The following is a 15,022-nucleotide window of genomic DNA, read 5'->3' on the forward strand; positions in this document are numbered from 1 at the left end:
AATCGAGTGCTATTGCACGAAGATTTCCACTTTCGAGTTACAAACGGTCAACGGGCTGAGGTAAAGCGGGCCTGCACCGCGAAGGAATATCTCTGATTTCCGCGTCCGCTTCTTCACAAAGAAGCTTTCTAATCTACAAGCGTATCACCCCAACAATTACAAATTTAAATTCTTGAAAAGATCTCCAAGGCTTGTGCCGATATCTTCACTCTTTGGAATCTCAACCTTTTCAACCGGCTCTTCTTCTTTCTCTTCCAGTGCTTTCATACTGAGACTGATCTTACCGTCTTTGATACCGATAACCTTTACCTCTACTTCCTGTCCCACTTCAAGTACATCGGAAGGAAGTTTCACACGCTTCTGGGAGATCTGAGATACATGGACAAGACCGGACAGACCATTCTCAAGCTTTACAAAAGCACCGTAATTCTGAAGGGTCTCAACGGTTCCTTTCAGTACAGAACCAACCTGAATACTTGCGATCAGAGCTTCACGGGCTTTTTTCTCTTTCTCTTTCAGCAGTTCACGTGCAGAAAGGACAAGACGGTTATTTGCCTGATCCACATCAATCACCTGAACTTCAATATCCTTGAGAAGGTAAGTCTCAAGATCTTCAATATAGGAAAGGGAAAGTCTGGAAGCAGGAACAAATCCTCTTAATCCTTCTACCATGACGATAACACCACCGTTGACAACTCCCTCGACTTTTACAGGGAGAACGGTCTTTTTCTCCAGGTACTCTTTTACACGGTTCCAGGGATTTGCATCATCGAAATGATCTTCATAATCAGCCATGGTCTCTGTTGCTTCACTTGTCTGTAATTCTTCTTTTAATTGTTCGCTCATAGCAGTCACCTTTGTTCCTCTCTTTTTGTTAAAAACTAAAATCAGTATAGCATATGTATCTGAAAAAAAACAGTAAATCGTGGAAAAACTGCCTCTAGAATGTTAAAATCAGGTTGGCTTATAATAAAAAAAATGTTAATCTTTTAGAATCAACAGAGAAATGGAGTAATACAGATGAGTAATGATAAAAGAAAAGTGTACGTTGTCGGACATAAGAATCCAGATACGGATTCCATCTGTACAGCGATCGCTTATGCAAATTTAAAGACGAAACTGACGCAGATCAAGCATGAACCGCGTCGTGCCGGTCAATTAAATGAAGAAACTCAGTATGTACTGGAACGTTTTGGAGTGAAAGTGCCGTTACTTTTATCGGACTTAAGAGAGCAGATCAAAGATGTGGATCTAAGGGAAAGCGAAGAGATTAACGGAAATCTGTCCATTCGTACTGCATGGGAAAAGATGACCGAGATGAATACGCATACACTTCCTATCACAAGAGACGGGATGCTGGAAGGTGTGATCACGAAAGGTGATATCGCCAAATCCTATATGGATGTTTACGATAATACGATGCTGGCAAAGGCGAGAACCCAGTATCGGAATATTGCAGCCGCTGTAGAAGGAAAAGTGGAGACAGGAAATGAGCATGGCTATTTTCAGAAAGGAAAGGTCGCAATCGCAGCATCCGGTAAAAATCTTATGACCCGATTTATTGAAAAGGATGACCTGGTGATCATGGGAGACCGGGTTGATGCACAACAGTGTGCCATTGATATGGATGCAAGTTGTATGGTCATATGTCAGGGCTATCCGATCTCGGAAGACATCCTGCGTCAGGCAGAGAAAAAACAGATCGTTGTGATCCGTACACCGCATGATACATTTACTGCTGCACAGCATATCAACCAGAGTATCCCGGTCCGTTTTTTCATGACCAGAGAAAATCTGGTTACATTTCATATACGGGATTTTGTGGATGACGTAAAAGAAGTTATGGCAAGAAAAAGATTCCGTGATTTCCCGGTTCTGGGCAACCAGGGAAAGTTTGTAGGACTTGTATCCCGGAGACGCCTGTTGAATGTGAAGAAAAAGCAGGTGATCCTAGTTGACCATAATGAAAAAAATCAGGCAGTCGACGGAGTGGAAGAAGCAGATGTCCTGGAGATTATCGATCATCATCGCCTGAGCAGTATTGAGACGATGGGACCGGTTTATTTCCGTAATCAGCCGGTGGGATGTACGGCTACGATCGTATATCAGATGTATGAAGAAAATGGAATTGCGGTGGATGCAGTCAATGCGGCACTCCTCTGTTCAGCAATCATTTCTGATACCCTGATGTTCCGTTCTCCGACCTGTACACCACTGGATGAGGTAACAGCGAGAAAACTGGCAGAAATCGCTTCGATCAATATTGAAGAACTGGCACAGGAGATGTTCAATGCAGGAAGCAATTTGAAAGGAAAGAGTGCAGAAGAGATTTTATTCCTGGATTTCAAGCAGTTTACGGTGAATGATACGATGTTTGGAGTCGGACAGGTCAATTCCATGAGTGCAGAGGAACTGAAAGAAATCAAAGAAAGAGTTCTGCCTCATATGGAGAAGGCACGTAAAAATCATGGGCTGAATATGATCTTCTTTATGCTGACGAATATTATCACAGAATCTTCAGAACTGATCTGCTGTGGAGCAGAGGCGAGAGAAAAAATCATCAGTGCTTATGATCTGCAGGATGATGCTGAGATACTGATGCTCAAAGGAGTTGTATCCCGTAAGAAGCAGCTCGTGCCGACACTGGTTGGTGCGTTGCAGCAGTAAGGAGCAGGAGGAAAAAATGGCAAAGCAGATATGGAAACCGGGAAATATGGTTTATCCATTACCGGCGGTAATGGTCAGTACAGGAGATAAAAAAGGAAATCAGAATATTCTGACGGTAGCGTGGACAGGAACTGTTTGTACGAATCCTGCAATGGTATACATATCAGTGCGTCCGGAACGTTATTCTTATCATATGATCGAAGAAAGCGGTGAATTTGTGATCAATCTGACCACGGAGAAACTGGCAAGGGCAACGGATTTCTGCGGTGTCCGTTCGGGGCGGGATGTAGATAAATGGAAAGAGTGTCATCTGAGTGCAAAGAAAGCACAGACGCTGGAATATGCTCCCTGTATTGAAGAGGCACCGGTCAATATTGAGTGCAAAGTAAAGAAGATCGAGAAGCTTGGAAGTCACCATATGTTCCTGGCGGAAGTGACGGCAGTTCAGGCAGACGAAGCGTATCTGAATGAAAAGGGAAAGTTTGAATTGAATAAGACGGGACTTCTGGCTTATTCTCATGGAGAGTATTTAGGGCTTGGAAAGAAGATCGGTACCTTTGGATACAGTGTGAAAAAGAAGGCGGACCGGAGACGAAAGAGAGGGAAAAAGTAAATGATTTCATTTGAAAATGATTATTCTGAAGGGGCAAGTGAAAAAATCCTTCAAAGGCTGATAGAGACCAATATGGAACAGCTTTCAGGATATGGAAATGACCGGTATTGTGAATCGGCAAAAGAAAAAATCCGTAAGGCCTGTGGGTGTCCTGAGGCAGAAATCTACTTCCTGTCAGGAGGAACGCAGACGAACCGGATTGTGATCAGTTCCATGCTTCAGCCTTATGAGGGCGTGATCGCAGCACAGACAGGCCATGTAAGCAGTCATGAAGCAGGTGCAATCGAATCTTCCGGTCATAAAGTACTGACACTGCCACAGCATGACGGAAAGATCGAGCCGAAAGAGCTGGCAGATTATCTGAATGACTTTTATGGGGATGGAAATCATGAACATATGGTGTTCCCGGGAATGGTTTATATTTCACATCCCACTGAGTATGGAACGCTTTATACAAAAGGGGAGCTGGCGGAGCTGGCAGATATCTGCCTGGAATACCATATTCCACTTTATCTGGATGGTGCAAGACTGGGATATGCCCTGGCGGCAGATACGGATGTGACGTTAAAGGATGTGGCGGATTATTGCGATGTATTTTACATTGGCGGAACAAAAGTCGGTGCATTGTGTGGAGAGGCGGTTGTTTTCACAAAAGAGAATGTTCCGGCACATTTCCTGACCCGGATCAAGCAACAGGGAGGTCTGCTGGCAAAGGGCAGACTGCTTGGAATCCAGTTTGATACACTATTTACAGAAAATCTTTATCTGGAGCTGGGGCGGCATGCGATGAAATGTGCGGAAAAGCTGAAGGCGATATTTAAAGAAAAAAAATATCCGTTTTATATTGATTCGCCAACCAATCAGATTTTTGTAGTTCTGGAAAATGAAAAAATGAAAGAACTTGAGAAAAAGGTAAAGTTCAGTTTCTGGGAGAAAGCAGATGATACGCATACAGTTGTGCGTTTTGCAGTGAGCTGGGCGACACAGGAAGAAATGATCGATGAATTACAGGAGCTGCTGTAAAAGGGGCTGATATTCTTGATTTCAGAAGAATGAAAAAGGTGGAATTCGGGAAAAATAGAATAGAAAAAGAAATACATGAGAATCATTCTCAATAAAATTCTTGAATTAAGGAGCAGAATCTGCTAAGATACATATGGTTAGTTAATACTAACTATGTGTGAATGAATCATGGAAGCTCCTTTTGCCCTGAAATACCTGAATCCAGGGCTTGAGGATTCCTAAAGAAAGGAAGAACAGGCAATGGATTATTTAGAAATTGAAAAAGTGATTGGAAGAGAGATTATTGATTCAAGAGGAAACCCGACAGTAGAGGCAGAGGTACATCTTGCAGATGGAACTGTTGGATTTGGTGCAGCACCGAGTGGAGCATCAACGGGAGAATTTGAGGCTCTTGAATTGAGAGACGGAGATAAAGCCCGTTTTGGAGGCAAAGGTGTTTCTAAGGCAGTGGAGAACATTAATACAATTATCAATGATGCACTTCAGGGAATGGATGCAAGTGATGTCTATGCAGTTGACAAGGCCATGATCCAGGCAGATGGAACAAAGGATAAATCAAAGCTGGGAGCAAATGCAATCCTTGCTGTATCGATTGCAAGTGCGAGAGCAGCAGCCACATCCCTGGATATTCCGCTGTACCGTTTCCTTGGCGGAGTCAATGGTAACAGACTTCCGGTTCCGATGATGAACATTGTAAATGGTGGATGCCATGCATTATCTTCAGGACTGGATGTTCAGGAGTTTATGATCATGCCGGTTGGAGCTCCTTCATTTAAAGAATGCCTGAGATGGTGTGCAGAAGTGTTCCATGCACTTGCAGGTATCCTGAAAGAGCGTGGACTTGCAACGTCAGTAGGAGATGAAGGTGGATTTGCACCGGCACTGAAGTCTGATGAAGAAGCGATCGAGACGATTCTCGAGGCAGTGAAAAAGGCAGGATACGAGCCTGGAAAAGATTTTAAAATTGCCATGGATGCAGCATCTTCTGAATGGAAGACAGGCAAGGTTGGCGAATATAAACTTCCAAAAGCAGGAACTGTGTATACATCTGAACAGTTGATCGAACATTGGAAGAGTCTTGTAGAGAAATACCCGATCATTTCCATCGAGGATGCACTGGATGAGGAAGACTGGGAAGGCTGGAAGAAACTGACAGCAGAGCTGGGAGACAAAGTACAGCTTGTCGGTGATGACTTATTCGTTACAAATACAGAGCGTCTTGCAAAAGGAATTGAGCTTGGATGTGGTAATTCTATCCTGATCAAATTAAATCAGATCGGTTCTGTATCTGAGACACTGGAGGCAATTAAGATGGCACATAAGGCAGGATATACAGCAATCGCATCCCATCGTTCCGGTGAGACAGAAGATACAACGATCGCAGATCTTGCAGTTGCACTGAACACCTGCCAGATCAAGACCGGTGCACCGAGCCGTTCCGAGCGTGTAGCGAAATATAATCAGCTTTTAAGAATTGAGGAAGAACTCGGAGCAAGTGCAGTATATCCGGGAATCAAGGCATTTAATGTACAGCAGTAAGTAAAAGGAATACTGCCGGATAATAAAATGATGTCGGAGTCAAAAGCCCCCACTTATTATCATGCTTTCGCTGATAATGAGTGGGGGCTTTGTGATGAATTTTTGGTGTTAAGGGAAATTGCGTTATGTTTTTTTATGTCCTTCGTCCGCAAGGGCCCGAATAGAAGAGACATATTCTGATGGCGTCATCCCGGTAGAACGCTTAAACTGCCGGGAAAAATAGTGGATGGAAGAGTATCCAAGGTATTCAGAAATCTGAGTAAAATTCATCTGTCCGCTGCGGATCATGGATTTTGCTTCACTGATCTTTAAGGCAGAATAATATTCAATCACTCCTGTCCCTTCCGAATCCCGGAATAATTTCTGCAGACGGGAGCGGCTGATCAGGTTATCATGGCAGATCTGCTCAATCGTTAAATGATCCGCCAGATGGCTGAGCAGATAGTTCTTTATATGAGAGAATAATTCTGCATCTGTATTTTTGGAGAGTGTCCGGTCAGACAGTGGGGTCCGGGAAACTTCTTCGGTCAGAAGAGGATTCTGATTACGCCGGTAAAGGCTGAGGAGAAGTTCTTCTAAATGAAGGCGGATAAGCTGACCACAGACAGGGGATGTATCTTTCCTGATCTGCAGGGATGTCTGATAGGGATCGTCCAGACGTCCTTCCAAAAAACTTCCTGCTTCTGCAATGATTCCGGCAAGCAGCCGACGTTCAGTTTCTTCGAGGTGAAGGATCTTTCCTCTGAAAAATTCCATCGCAGGATCTGTGCAGGAAAAAGAGATCACGATCAGATTCGGTGCGATCTTTCCGTTTGCCTTGACCCAGTGAAATTCACCCGGGTAGTGAAAAGCGATTTCTCCGCGTCTGAGAGTATGGGTAAGAGGACCTGCACCAATCTCCACTTCTCCTTTATCAACGCATACAAACTCCCAGAAATCATGGGATTCTCCGGGAAAAGAAAAGGTACTCATATATTCAAAATAATGAAGGGAAAACAGCTCTTCTATATGAAAAAGATCCTGAAGCTGAATTCCATAATATTTCTTTGGATTTGAAAAATGATCTGTATTTGCAGCGACAATATGCATTCAGAGCCTCCTCCTTTTTCAAAAATGTTCTTAGTAAGGATATCATAGCATTATTTTCCGAAAATGCAAAGAGAAAATGCAGATTGTGCAAATGAAAGATAAGATAGTATAAAGATTTTTATGGGGTTTTATCATACAATAGAAGAAGTGTAACATAGAAAGTGAAATGGAGGAATCAATCATGAAAAAACCGGTTCTTGTAATTATGGCGGCTGGAATGGGAAGCAGATATGGCGGACTGAAGCAGATCGATCCAGTCGATAAAGAAGGACATATCATTATGGACTTTTCAATCTTCGATGCAAAGCGTGCGGGATTTGAAAAAGTTGTATTTATCATTAAAAAAGAGGATGAGGCTGATTTTAAGGAAGCAGTCGGCAACAGAATGGAAAAGATCATGGATGTTGCATATGCATATCAGGATCTTCATAACCTGCCGGAAGGATTTGAAGTTCCGGAGGGTCGTGTGAAGCCATGGGGAACGGCTCATGCAGTTCTGAGTGCGATTGATGAAGTGGATGGACCATTTGCTGTTATCAATGCAGATGATTATTATGGACGTCATGCATTTGAAGTAATCTATAATTATCTGACAACGCATGAAGATGATGACAAATACCGTTATACCATGGTGGGATACCGTCTGAAAAATACGGTGACAGATAACGGACATGTTGCAAGAGGGATCTGTGACCTGAATGATGCAAAAGAATTAGTTGCAGTTCATGAGCGTACAAGAATTGAGAAGCGTAATGGTGGAATTGCATATTCAGAGGATGACGGAGCTACATGGACAGAGGTAGATCCGGAGACACTGGTTTCTATGAATATGTGGGGATTTACAAGAAGTATTCTGGATGAGATCAAGGCAGAATTTCCTGCATTTCTTGAAAAAGGACTGAAAGAGAATCCGATGAAGTGTGAGTATTTCCTGCCATCTGTTGTGAGCAACTTATTAGAGTCTGAGAGAGCAACCGTGCAGGTACTTGAGTCAGAAGATAAATGGTATGGAGTTACATATAAAGAGGACAAGCCGGTTGTTGTAGAGGCAATCCAGGCATTGAAAGATGCAGGAGAGTATCCGCAGAAATTATGGGAGGAAGACTAAAGATGGGAAGAGTGTCTGAAGCACAGATCAATGAAGCGATTGCAAATTTTGATTATGAGGGAAAGCTTTTAAGTAAAGAGCCTTTTGGAAGCGGTCATATTAATGATACATATCTTTTAAAGTATGAGATTTCAGAGATGGGAATCCTGAAAGTGATCCTTCAGCGTATGAACCGTGAGATTTTTACGAATCCGGTAGAACTGATGGAGAATGTAGTAGGGGTTACGACGTTCCTTCGTAAGAAGATCATTGAGAACGGCGGAGATCCGGAGCGTGAAACTCTGAATGTAATCCCGGCAAAGGATGGAAAGCCTTACTATGTGGATTCTAAGGGTGAGTACTGGCGTTCTTATGTATACATTACGGATGCAAGCAGTTATGACCAGGTAGAGAAACCGGAAGACTTTTACGAAAGTGCAGTCGCATTTGGACATTTCCAGCGGATGCTGGCTGATTATCCTGCAGAGACACTCAATGAGACGATCAAGGGATTCCATGATACAAGAGCAAGATTCCAGGTATTTAAAGATACCGTTGCAAAGGATGTATGCGGACGTGCAGCAGAAGTACAGGATGAGATCAACTTTGTACTGGCACATGAAGACGTGGCAAATGTATTTGGGGAGCTTCAGGACAAAGGAAAACTTCCGCTTCGTGTCACGCACAATGATACAAAGCTGAACAATATTATGATCGACGACAAGACCGGAAAGGGAATCTGCGTTATTGATCTTGATACAGTTATGCCGGGACTTGCAATGAACGATTTTGGTGATTCCATCCGTTTTGGGGCAAGTACAGCAGCAGAGGATGAGACAGACTTAAGCAAAGTATCCTGCAGTATGGATCTTTTTGAAATCTATGTAAAGGGCTTCCTTGAGGGATGTGACGGAAAGCTGACAAAGAAAGAAGTTGAACTTCTTCCGATGGGAGCAAAAGTCATGACTTTTGAGTGCGGTATGCGTTTCCTGACAGATTATCTGGATGGAGATCATTACTTCAAGATCCACAGAGAAAAGCACAATCTTGACAGATGCCGTACCCAGTTCAAACTGGTGGCAGATATGGAAAAGAAATGGGATATCATGCAGGAGATCGTAGCAAAATATAATCGCTGATCGTGCAACATTTTTACCATAAGATGAACCAAAAATACAAGGTATATTCAGAGAATTTATGGTATAATGTACCTGTAAGTTGAAGGAAAGATAACTTGATCATATTGGTTGAAGGAGGAGTTAAAATGTCAATTTTAGTAACCGGAGGAGCCGGATTTATTGGAAGCCATACCTGTGTGGAACTTCTGAATGCAGGATATGATGTTGTTGTTGCAGATAACTTATACAACGCATCTGAAAAGTCACTGGAAAGAGTAAAAAAGATTACAGGAAAAGACCTGAAATTCTACAAAGCAGACATTCGTGATAAAGAAGCTATGAATGAGATCTTTGAGAAAGAAGAAATTGAGTCAGTGATTCATTTTGCAGGACTGAAAGCAGTTGGTGAGTCTGTAGCAAAGCCGCTTGAGTATTATGAGAACAATATTGGCGGAACGATTACGCTTTGTGATGTTATGAGAAACCATGGTGTGAAGAATATTATCTTCAGTTCTTCTGCAACAGTATATGGTGATCCGGCATTTATTCCGATCACTGAGAAATGCCCGAAAGGAACCTGCACAAATCCATACGGATGGACAAAGTGGATGCTGGAGCAGATCCTGACAGATCTTCATACAGCAGATCCTGAGTGGAATGTAGTACTTCTTCGTTACTTCAACCCGATCGGAGCACATAAGAGCGGTCTCATCGGTGAAGATCCGAAGGGAATCCCGAACAACCTGATTCCATATATCACTCAGGTAGCTATCGGTAAATTAGAGCGTCTTGGAGTATTCGGAGATGACTATGATACGCATGACGGTACAGGTGTCCGTGATTATATCCATGTAGTTGACCTTGCGATCGGACATGTGCGTGCAGTAGAGAAACTGAAAGAGAAAGCAGGAGTATCCGTATACAACCTTGGAACAGGAAATGGATATTCTGTTCTTGATATGGTAAAAGCATTCAGCAAGGCATGCGGAAAAGAGATTCCGTATGAGATCAAGCCTCGTCGTGCCGGAGATATCGCAACATGCTATTGTGACGCATCCAAGGCAAAAGAAGAGCTGCACTGGGTAGCTGAAAGAGGACTGGATGAGATGTGCGAAGATTCATGGAGATGGCAGAGCCAGAATCCAAATGGATACGAGGGATAATTTCCAGGATTACTTTCCTGAAAATGATCGCCAGAGCGTGATCAAAAGATAGAGAAAAGGTTGTTGACCGGAGATGATGGATCAGATGAATGAGACGGATTCTACAGTGACAGCCTTTTCTTTTTTGCTGCAGGGGATGTGGCAGCAGTAAAAAGAAAAGGTGGTGACGGAATGAAGAGAAATGTAGATTTGAATGAAATATCTGATGGACGGCTGTATTCTGCCAATGATATGGTCAAAGTAGAATGTGGAGATTGTGCAGGGTGTTCTGCATGCTGTCAGAATATGGGAACTTCGGTTGTTTTAGATCCGATGGATATATGGAAAATGCAACGAGGAACAGGCAGGATGTTGGAGAAACTTCTGAAAAAAGAACTGGAGCTGAATGTTGTGGATGGAATTATTTTGCCCAATCTGCGTATGAACGGAACGAGAGAGGTCTGTTCCTTTCTGAATGAAGAAGGACGCTGCTCGATCCATCCATACAGGCCGGGAATCTGCAGGCTTTTTCCATTGGGCAGATATTATGAGAAAAATGGATTTCATTATTTTCTTCAAATTGATGAATGTCGAAAAAAATCACGTGGAAAGATGAAAGTAAAGAAATGGCTGGGGATTGAAAACCTGAAAACTTATGAAACTTATATTAGCAGGTGGCACGAGTTCCTTAATAAGAGTGAAGATGGAATGAAAGAACTGGATGAACAGAATCAGAAGGTTCTGACGTTGCTGATTCTTCAGCGGTTTTATCAGACGCCTTTTCAGGCGAAAGAAGATGAAGAATTTTACAGAGAATTTTTTGAAAGATTAAGCTCGGTGAATGAAATCCTTGGATTCTGATTCCTTTTTTGGGGAGAAATTCTTGGGTTTTAAAGAAGGATTTCTTAATAATTATTTATGATTATCCGAGGCCTCTTGTCAACGGAAAAAGAGAATGTTATCGTAAGGGCAGGAATATAAAATACAGAAGAGATGAGAGTATCATGGTAAGGGACAACAGAGAAGCAGAAACGGAAATGGAACGAAGACGGAGAAGGAGAAAGGCAGAGAAACTGCGTGGACTTAAGAGAAGACGCAGAAGACTGGTCTTAGCTATTCTGGCAGTGCTATTTCTTCCGATTATCGGTGCAAGAATTTATTTTGGAGTGAATCCGGTTATATTGAAAAACAGCGTTATTGATGTGGAATTGAAAGATTCAGTGAATCTGAAGAAAAATATCCGTTACGTCTTTGCGGGAAAAGCTTCTCAGGTGAAGATCACTGGTTCGGTAGATAATACGAAAGAGGGAGATTATCGGGTGACTTATTCCTGGAGGGGAAGAAAAAAGACGGTTACAGTAAAAGTAAGAGATACGAAGCCGCCAGTATTGGAGATGAAAAATTCCTATACGGTAGATCTTGGCGGAGCAGTGACTGCAGATGATTTTGTGAAAAAGGTGAAAGATGCATCGGAAGTGTCATTAAAGATTCTGAATGCTAAAAAATGGGATAAAGCGGGAGAATATTCCATTTCTGTGGAGGCAAAAGACATCTATGGTAATAAGACGACAGGAAAGTCAAAGTTGATCCTGGAAGAAGATAAGACACCACCTGAAATTTCAGGGGCGGAAGATACGGAAATTTTGCAGGGAAAGACCATGGATTTTTCCAGTGGAGTAACTGTAAAAGATAATGCAGATCCAGATCCGTCTTTAAGCGTGGATTCGACAAAGGCAGACCTGAATACACCAGGAACATATGTGGTAACTTATGTCGCAAAAGACCGTTCGGGGAATGAGACAAAGGTGGAGAGAAAGATTACCGTAAAGGCAAATCCTGAGTGGAAAGAGAAGATCGTATATCTGACCTTTGATGACGGCCCATCAGAGAATACAGGGAAAATTCTTGATATTTTAAAGCAGTATAATATAAAAGGAACATTTTTTGTAACGGGAAACCATCGGGAGCATGATGACCTGATCAAGAGAGCATTTGATGAAGGAAATTCCATCGGACTGCATACATATACGCATGATTATGCTACGGTCTATGCTTCGGAGCAGGCATATTTCGATGATCTTCAAAAAGTTTCAGACCTTGTAGAAAAGATTACAGGAGAGAAATCTACACTCATCCGTTTCCCGGGTGGATCAAGTAATACAGTCAGTGCAGACTATGTGCAGGGATTAATGACAACGCTGACCAAAGCGGTTCATGAAAAAGGTTATGAATACTTTGACTGGAACTGTGATTCTACAGATGCAAGTGGAAATAATGTCGCAGTCAGCAAACTGGTTCAAAATGCTACATTATGTTCAGCAGATCATGTGACAATTCTGATGCATGATACGGATGCAAAAGATACAACTGTTGAAGCATTGCCTCAGATTATAGAATATTATAGAGGACAAGGATATAGCTTTAAAGGACTGACAAAAGATTCCGTGGCGGCACATCATAGGGTAAATAATTAGTGAAATTTGTATTTGTTGGAATGATACGCTTGTAAAGCAAAAGACTTCTTTATGGCGAAGAGGACGCGGAAATCAGAGATATTCCTTCGCGGTGCAGGCCCGCTTTACCTCAGCCCGTTGACTGTTTGTAACTCGAAAGTGGAAATCTTCGTGCAATGGCACTCGATTTACTTTCTCTAACAAACGCTGCAAAGTGTCTTCGGAACGCTCCTGCTAATGCACCTGCTCAGGAACACCCTGCTTTCCGCTGGTAGTCACAGTAAGAAGTTTTTTTCTGACTCCACAGCGTAGTCACTCAACAATACAAATTTCAAAAGGATAGAAAAAAGCCGGATGGCTATTGACTAAGATATTCGATCGTAAATATTAGACAGTAGATATGATATTTACTACTTGACAAATCCTTTATCCTGGTCGATAGCCCTCCGGCTTTCTACTTCTTATTTGAAATTTCGTATTTGTTGAGAGAAAATGTCCCGGTGCGAGAAAAGCATTCTGATTTGAAAAATCCAATATCCGCCCTTGCTGTTGCGTGAGCAGTGCATTGACAGGGAGCGTTCCGAAGACACTTTGCCCAACTTGTTAAGGAACGTAAACAGGAGTGCCTCTGCACGAGTGTTTCCACGTTCCTGTTACAAGTTGTCAACGGGCTGAGGTAAAGCGGGTCCTGCACTGCGATGCAACAACAAGGGCGGATATGAACGTTTTTTCATCAGATACTTTCTACTGCCGAGATATTTTCACCCCAACAACTACAAATTTACAGTACACTGATAAATCTTCTAAATGCCTCAAGTCCTTCCGGTGTGCATTTGTATACGCCTGCATCTTCCAGTACCTGGCAGAAGACTTTTCCTACTTCCTGCTGAAGAATTTCTTCTACATTGCTTTCATTGACATCCGGGTAGGATGGAAGAAATTCGTCAACCCAGTCAGCATGCTTTGCAATCTGCTCATTGCTGCGGATATCTTTCTTTTCAAGGATATATTCTTTCAGTAATTCCATTTCGCCTTTCAGACGTGCCGGAAGAACTGCAAGTCCCATTACTTCGATCAGACCGATATTTTCCTTTTTGATATGATGAAGCTTTGCGTGTGGATGATATACACCCAGCGGATGCTCTTCAGTAGTGATATTATTTCTCAGTGTGAGATCCAGTTCATACAGGTCACCACGTTTTCTTGCAATCGGAGTGATCGTGCTGTGTGGTGTTCCGTCAGTTTCTGCAAAGATGAAAGCTTCTTCATCTGTATAACCACGCCATTTATTCAGGATATGTTCAGCGAGGTCGATGATACGCTCTGTATCTTTTCCCTGAAGACGGATCACAGAAAGTGGCCATTTTACAATGCCGGCTGTAACATCTTCGTATCCTGCTACTGTAAAGTTCTCGATCACCGGTGCCTTTGCCATAGCAAAAGTATAGTTACCTCCCTGGAAGTGGTCGTGGCTTAAGATTGATCCGCCTACGATCGGGAGATCAGCATTAGATCCCAGGAAATAATGTGGGAATAATTTGATGAAGTCGAACAGCTTTGCAAATGCATGGCGGTCGATCTTCATTGGAACGTGCTGTCCGTTGAATACGATACAATGCTCGTTATAATATACATATGGAGAATACTGGAATCCCCATTTTCCGTTCTGGATCGTGATCGGGATGATACGGTGGTTTTCACGTGCCGGGTGATCCAGGCGTCCTGCATATCCTTCATTTTCCATACAGAGCTGGCATTTTGGATAAGCAGAAGACTTTGCTTTTCCTGCAGCAGCGATGGCTTTTGGATCTTTTTCAGGCTTGGAAAGGTTGATCGTGATATCCAGAGTACCATATTCTGTATCAACAGTCCATTTGCGGTCCTTTTTGATACGGTATCTGCGGATATAATCACTGTCCTGACTCAGCTTGTAGTAGAAAGCAGTTGCTTTTTCAGGAGACTCTTCGTATTTTTTCCAGAAAGCGTCCTGAACCTGAGCCGGACGTGGCATGAGACAGTTCATGATCTTTGTATCAAAGAGATCACGGTATCCGATACTGTCTTCAATGATGCCTCTTGCAACAGCCTCATTTAAAAGATCAGCAAGTACGTCTTCAAGAACGATGTTGTCAAGGTCGCAGTCTGTATCTTCGTAGTTATTTTCTTTAAAAAGATCCAAAAGAAGGTTCGTTGTATAGATTCTTTCAGATTCCGGTGTCAGCCCGGTATTGATTCCGTACTGTACTAATTTTTTGATTGATTCATAAAGCATGATAATAAATCCCCCTTTA

At 42.6% G+C, this 15,022-nt stretch carries 12 protein-coding genes; 9 read left to right on the forward strand and 3 right to left on the reverse strand.

Annotated features, from left to right (window positions below; all coding sequences use genetic code 11):
* Positions 1-156: 156 nt before the first annotated feature.
* Positions 157-846: a S1 RNA-binding domain-containing protein gene (locus NQ541_RS04235; protein WP_005609149.1), complete on the reverse strand. Its 690-nt coding sequence runs from the start codon at positions 844-846 to the stop codon at positions 157-159.
* A gap of 174 nt (positions 847-1,020) precedes the next feature.
* Between NQ541_RS04235 and NQ541_RS04240 the strand changes: the two genes are divergently transcribed.
* From NQ541_RS04240 to eno, 4 genes are all read left to right on the forward strand, one after another.
* Positions 1,021-2,667, forward strand: coding sequence for a putative manganese-dependent inorganic diphosphatase (locus tag NQ541_RS04240; protein WP_005609151.1), 1,647 nt, complete (start codon positions 1,021-1,023; stop codon positions 2,665-2,667).
* A 16-nt stretch (positions 2,668-2,683) separates the two neighbouring features.
* The gene (locus NQ541_RS04245) at positions 2,684-3,280 is read left to right on the forward strand and encodes a flavin reductase family protein (protein WP_005609153.1); all 597 of its coding nucleotides are present in this window, start codon (positions 2,684-2,686) and stop codon (positions 3,278-3,280) included.
* Entirely contained in the window at positions 3,281-4,303 is a 1,023-nt protein-coding gene (locus NQ541_RS04250) for a threonine aldolase family protein (protein ID WP_005609155.1), read from the forward strand.
* Between the two features lie 240 nt (positions 4,304-4,543).
* Positions 4,544-5,842, forward strand: coding sequence for a phosphopyruvate hydratase (gene eno / locus NQ541_RS04255; RefSeq protein WP_005609157.1), 1,299 nt, complete (start codon positions 4,544-4,546; stop codon positions 5,840-5,842).
* Positions 5,843-5,965: 123 nt separating this feature from the next.
* Here eno and NQ541_RS04260 read toward each other — a convergent pair whose 3' ends face one another.
* Positions 5,966-6,931, reverse strand: a complete 966-nt coding sequence (locus tag NQ541_RS04260) for an AraC family transcriptional regulator (RefSeq protein WP_005609159.1) — start codon at positions 6,929-6,931, stop codon at positions 5,966-5,968.
* Positions 6,932-7,112: 181 nt separating this feature from the next.
* Here NQ541_RS04260 and NQ541_RS04265 point away from each other — a divergent pair, with 181 nt between their 5' ends.
* The 5 genes from NQ541_RS04265 (at position 7,113) to NQ541_RS04285 (ending at position 12,752) form a co-directional block, all read left to right on the forward strand.
* On the forward strand, positions 7,113-8,039 hold the full coding sequence (locus NQ541_RS04265) for a sugar phosphate nucleotidyltransferase (protein ID WP_023922267.1): 927 nt from the start codon (positions 7,113-7,115) through the stop codon (positions 8,037-8,039).
* A gap of 2 nt (positions 8,040-8,041) precedes the next feature.
* Entirely contained in the window at positions 8,042-9,157 is a 1,116-nt protein-coding gene (locus tag NQ541_RS04270) for a phosphotransferase enzyme family protein (RefSeq protein ID WP_023922269.1), read from the forward strand.
* A 125-nt stretch (positions 9,158-9,282) separates the two neighbouring features.
* Positions 9,283-10,299, forward strand: coding sequence for a UDP-glucose 4-epimerase GalE (gene galE, locus NQ541_RS04275; RefSeq protein WP_005609166.1), 1,017 nt, complete (start codon positions 9,283-9,285; stop codon positions 10,297-10,299).
* A gap of 171 nt (positions 10,300-10,470) precedes the next feature.
* Complete coding sequence (locus NQ541_RS04280; protein WP_044905448.1) at positions 10,471-11,139, forward strand: YkgJ family cysteine cluster protein; 669 nt, start codon at positions 10,471-10,473, stop codon at positions 11,137-11,139.
* A 176-nt stretch (positions 11,140-11,315) separates the two neighbouring features.
* Entirely contained in the window at positions 11,316-12,752 is a 1,437-nt protein-coding gene (locus tag NQ541_RS04285) for a polysaccharide deacetylase family protein (RefSeq protein ID WP_044905450.1), read from the forward strand.
* 760 nt (positions 12,753-13,512) lie between these two features.
* Here the strand turns inward: NQ541_RS04285 and galT are convergent.
* Positions 13,513-15,003: a UDP-glucose--hexose-1-phosphate uridylyltransferase gene (galT, locus tag NQ541_RS04290; protein WP_005609393.1), complete on the reverse strand. Its 1,491-nt coding sequence runs from the start codon at positions 15,001-15,003 to the stop codon at positions 13,513-13,515.
* Positions 15,004-15,022: the final 19 nt, after the last annotated feature.

The organism is [Ruminococcus] lactaris ATCC 29176 (assembly GCF_025152405.1).
Classification (GTDB): Bacteria; Bacillota; Clostridia; order Lachnospirales; family Lachnospiraceae; genus Mediterraneibacter; species Mediterraneibacter lactaris.

Bases quoted from the DNA above. Each gene is read 5' to 3' on its own strand.
- NQ541_RS04235 (WP_005609149.1), bottom strand. From the start codon at position 846: ATGAGCGAACAATTAAAAGAAGAATTACAGACAAGTGAAGCAACAGAG.
- NQ541_RS04240 (WP_005609151.1), top strand. From the start codon at position 1,021: ATGAGTAATGATAAAAGAAAAGTGTACGTTGTCGGACATAAGAATCCA.
- NQ541_RS04245 (WP_005609153.1), top strand. From the start codon at position 2,684: ATGGCAAAGCAGATATGGAAACCGGGAAATATGGTTTATCCATTACCG.
- NQ541_RS04250 (WP_005609155.1), top strand. From the start codon at position 3,281: ATGATTTCATTTGAAAATGATTATTCTGAAGGGGCAAGTGAAAAAATC.
- eno (WP_005609157.1), top strand. From the start codon at position 4,544: ATGGATTATTTAGAAATTGAAAAAGTGATTGGAAGAGAGATTATTGAT.
- NQ541_RS04260 (WP_005609159.1), bottom strand. From the start codon at position 6,931: ATGCATATTGTCGCTGCAAATACAGATCATTTTTCAAATCCAAAGAAA.
- NQ541_RS04265 (WP_023922267.1), top strand. From the start codon at position 7,113: ATGAAAAAACCGGTTCTTGTAATTATGGCGGCTGGAATGGGAAGCAGA.
- NQ541_RS04270 (WP_023922269.1), top strand. From the start codon at position 8,042: ATGGGAAGAGTGTCTGAAGCACAGATCAATGAAGCGATTGCAAATTTT.
- galE (WP_005609166.1), top strand. From the start codon at position 9,283: ATGTCAATTTTAGTAACCGGAGGAGCCGGATTTATTGGAAGCCATACC.
- NQ541_RS04280 (WP_044905448.1), top strand. From the start codon at position 10,471: ATGAAGAGAAATGTAGATTTGAATGAAATATCTGATGGACGGCTGTAT.
- NQ541_RS04285 (WP_044905450.1), top strand. From the start codon at position 11,316: ATGGAACGAAGACGGAGAAGGAGAAAGGCAGAGAAACTGCGTGGACTT.
- galT (WP_005609393.1), bottom strand. From the start codon at position 15,003: ATGCTTTATGAATCAATCAAAAAATTAGTACAGTACGGAATCAATACC.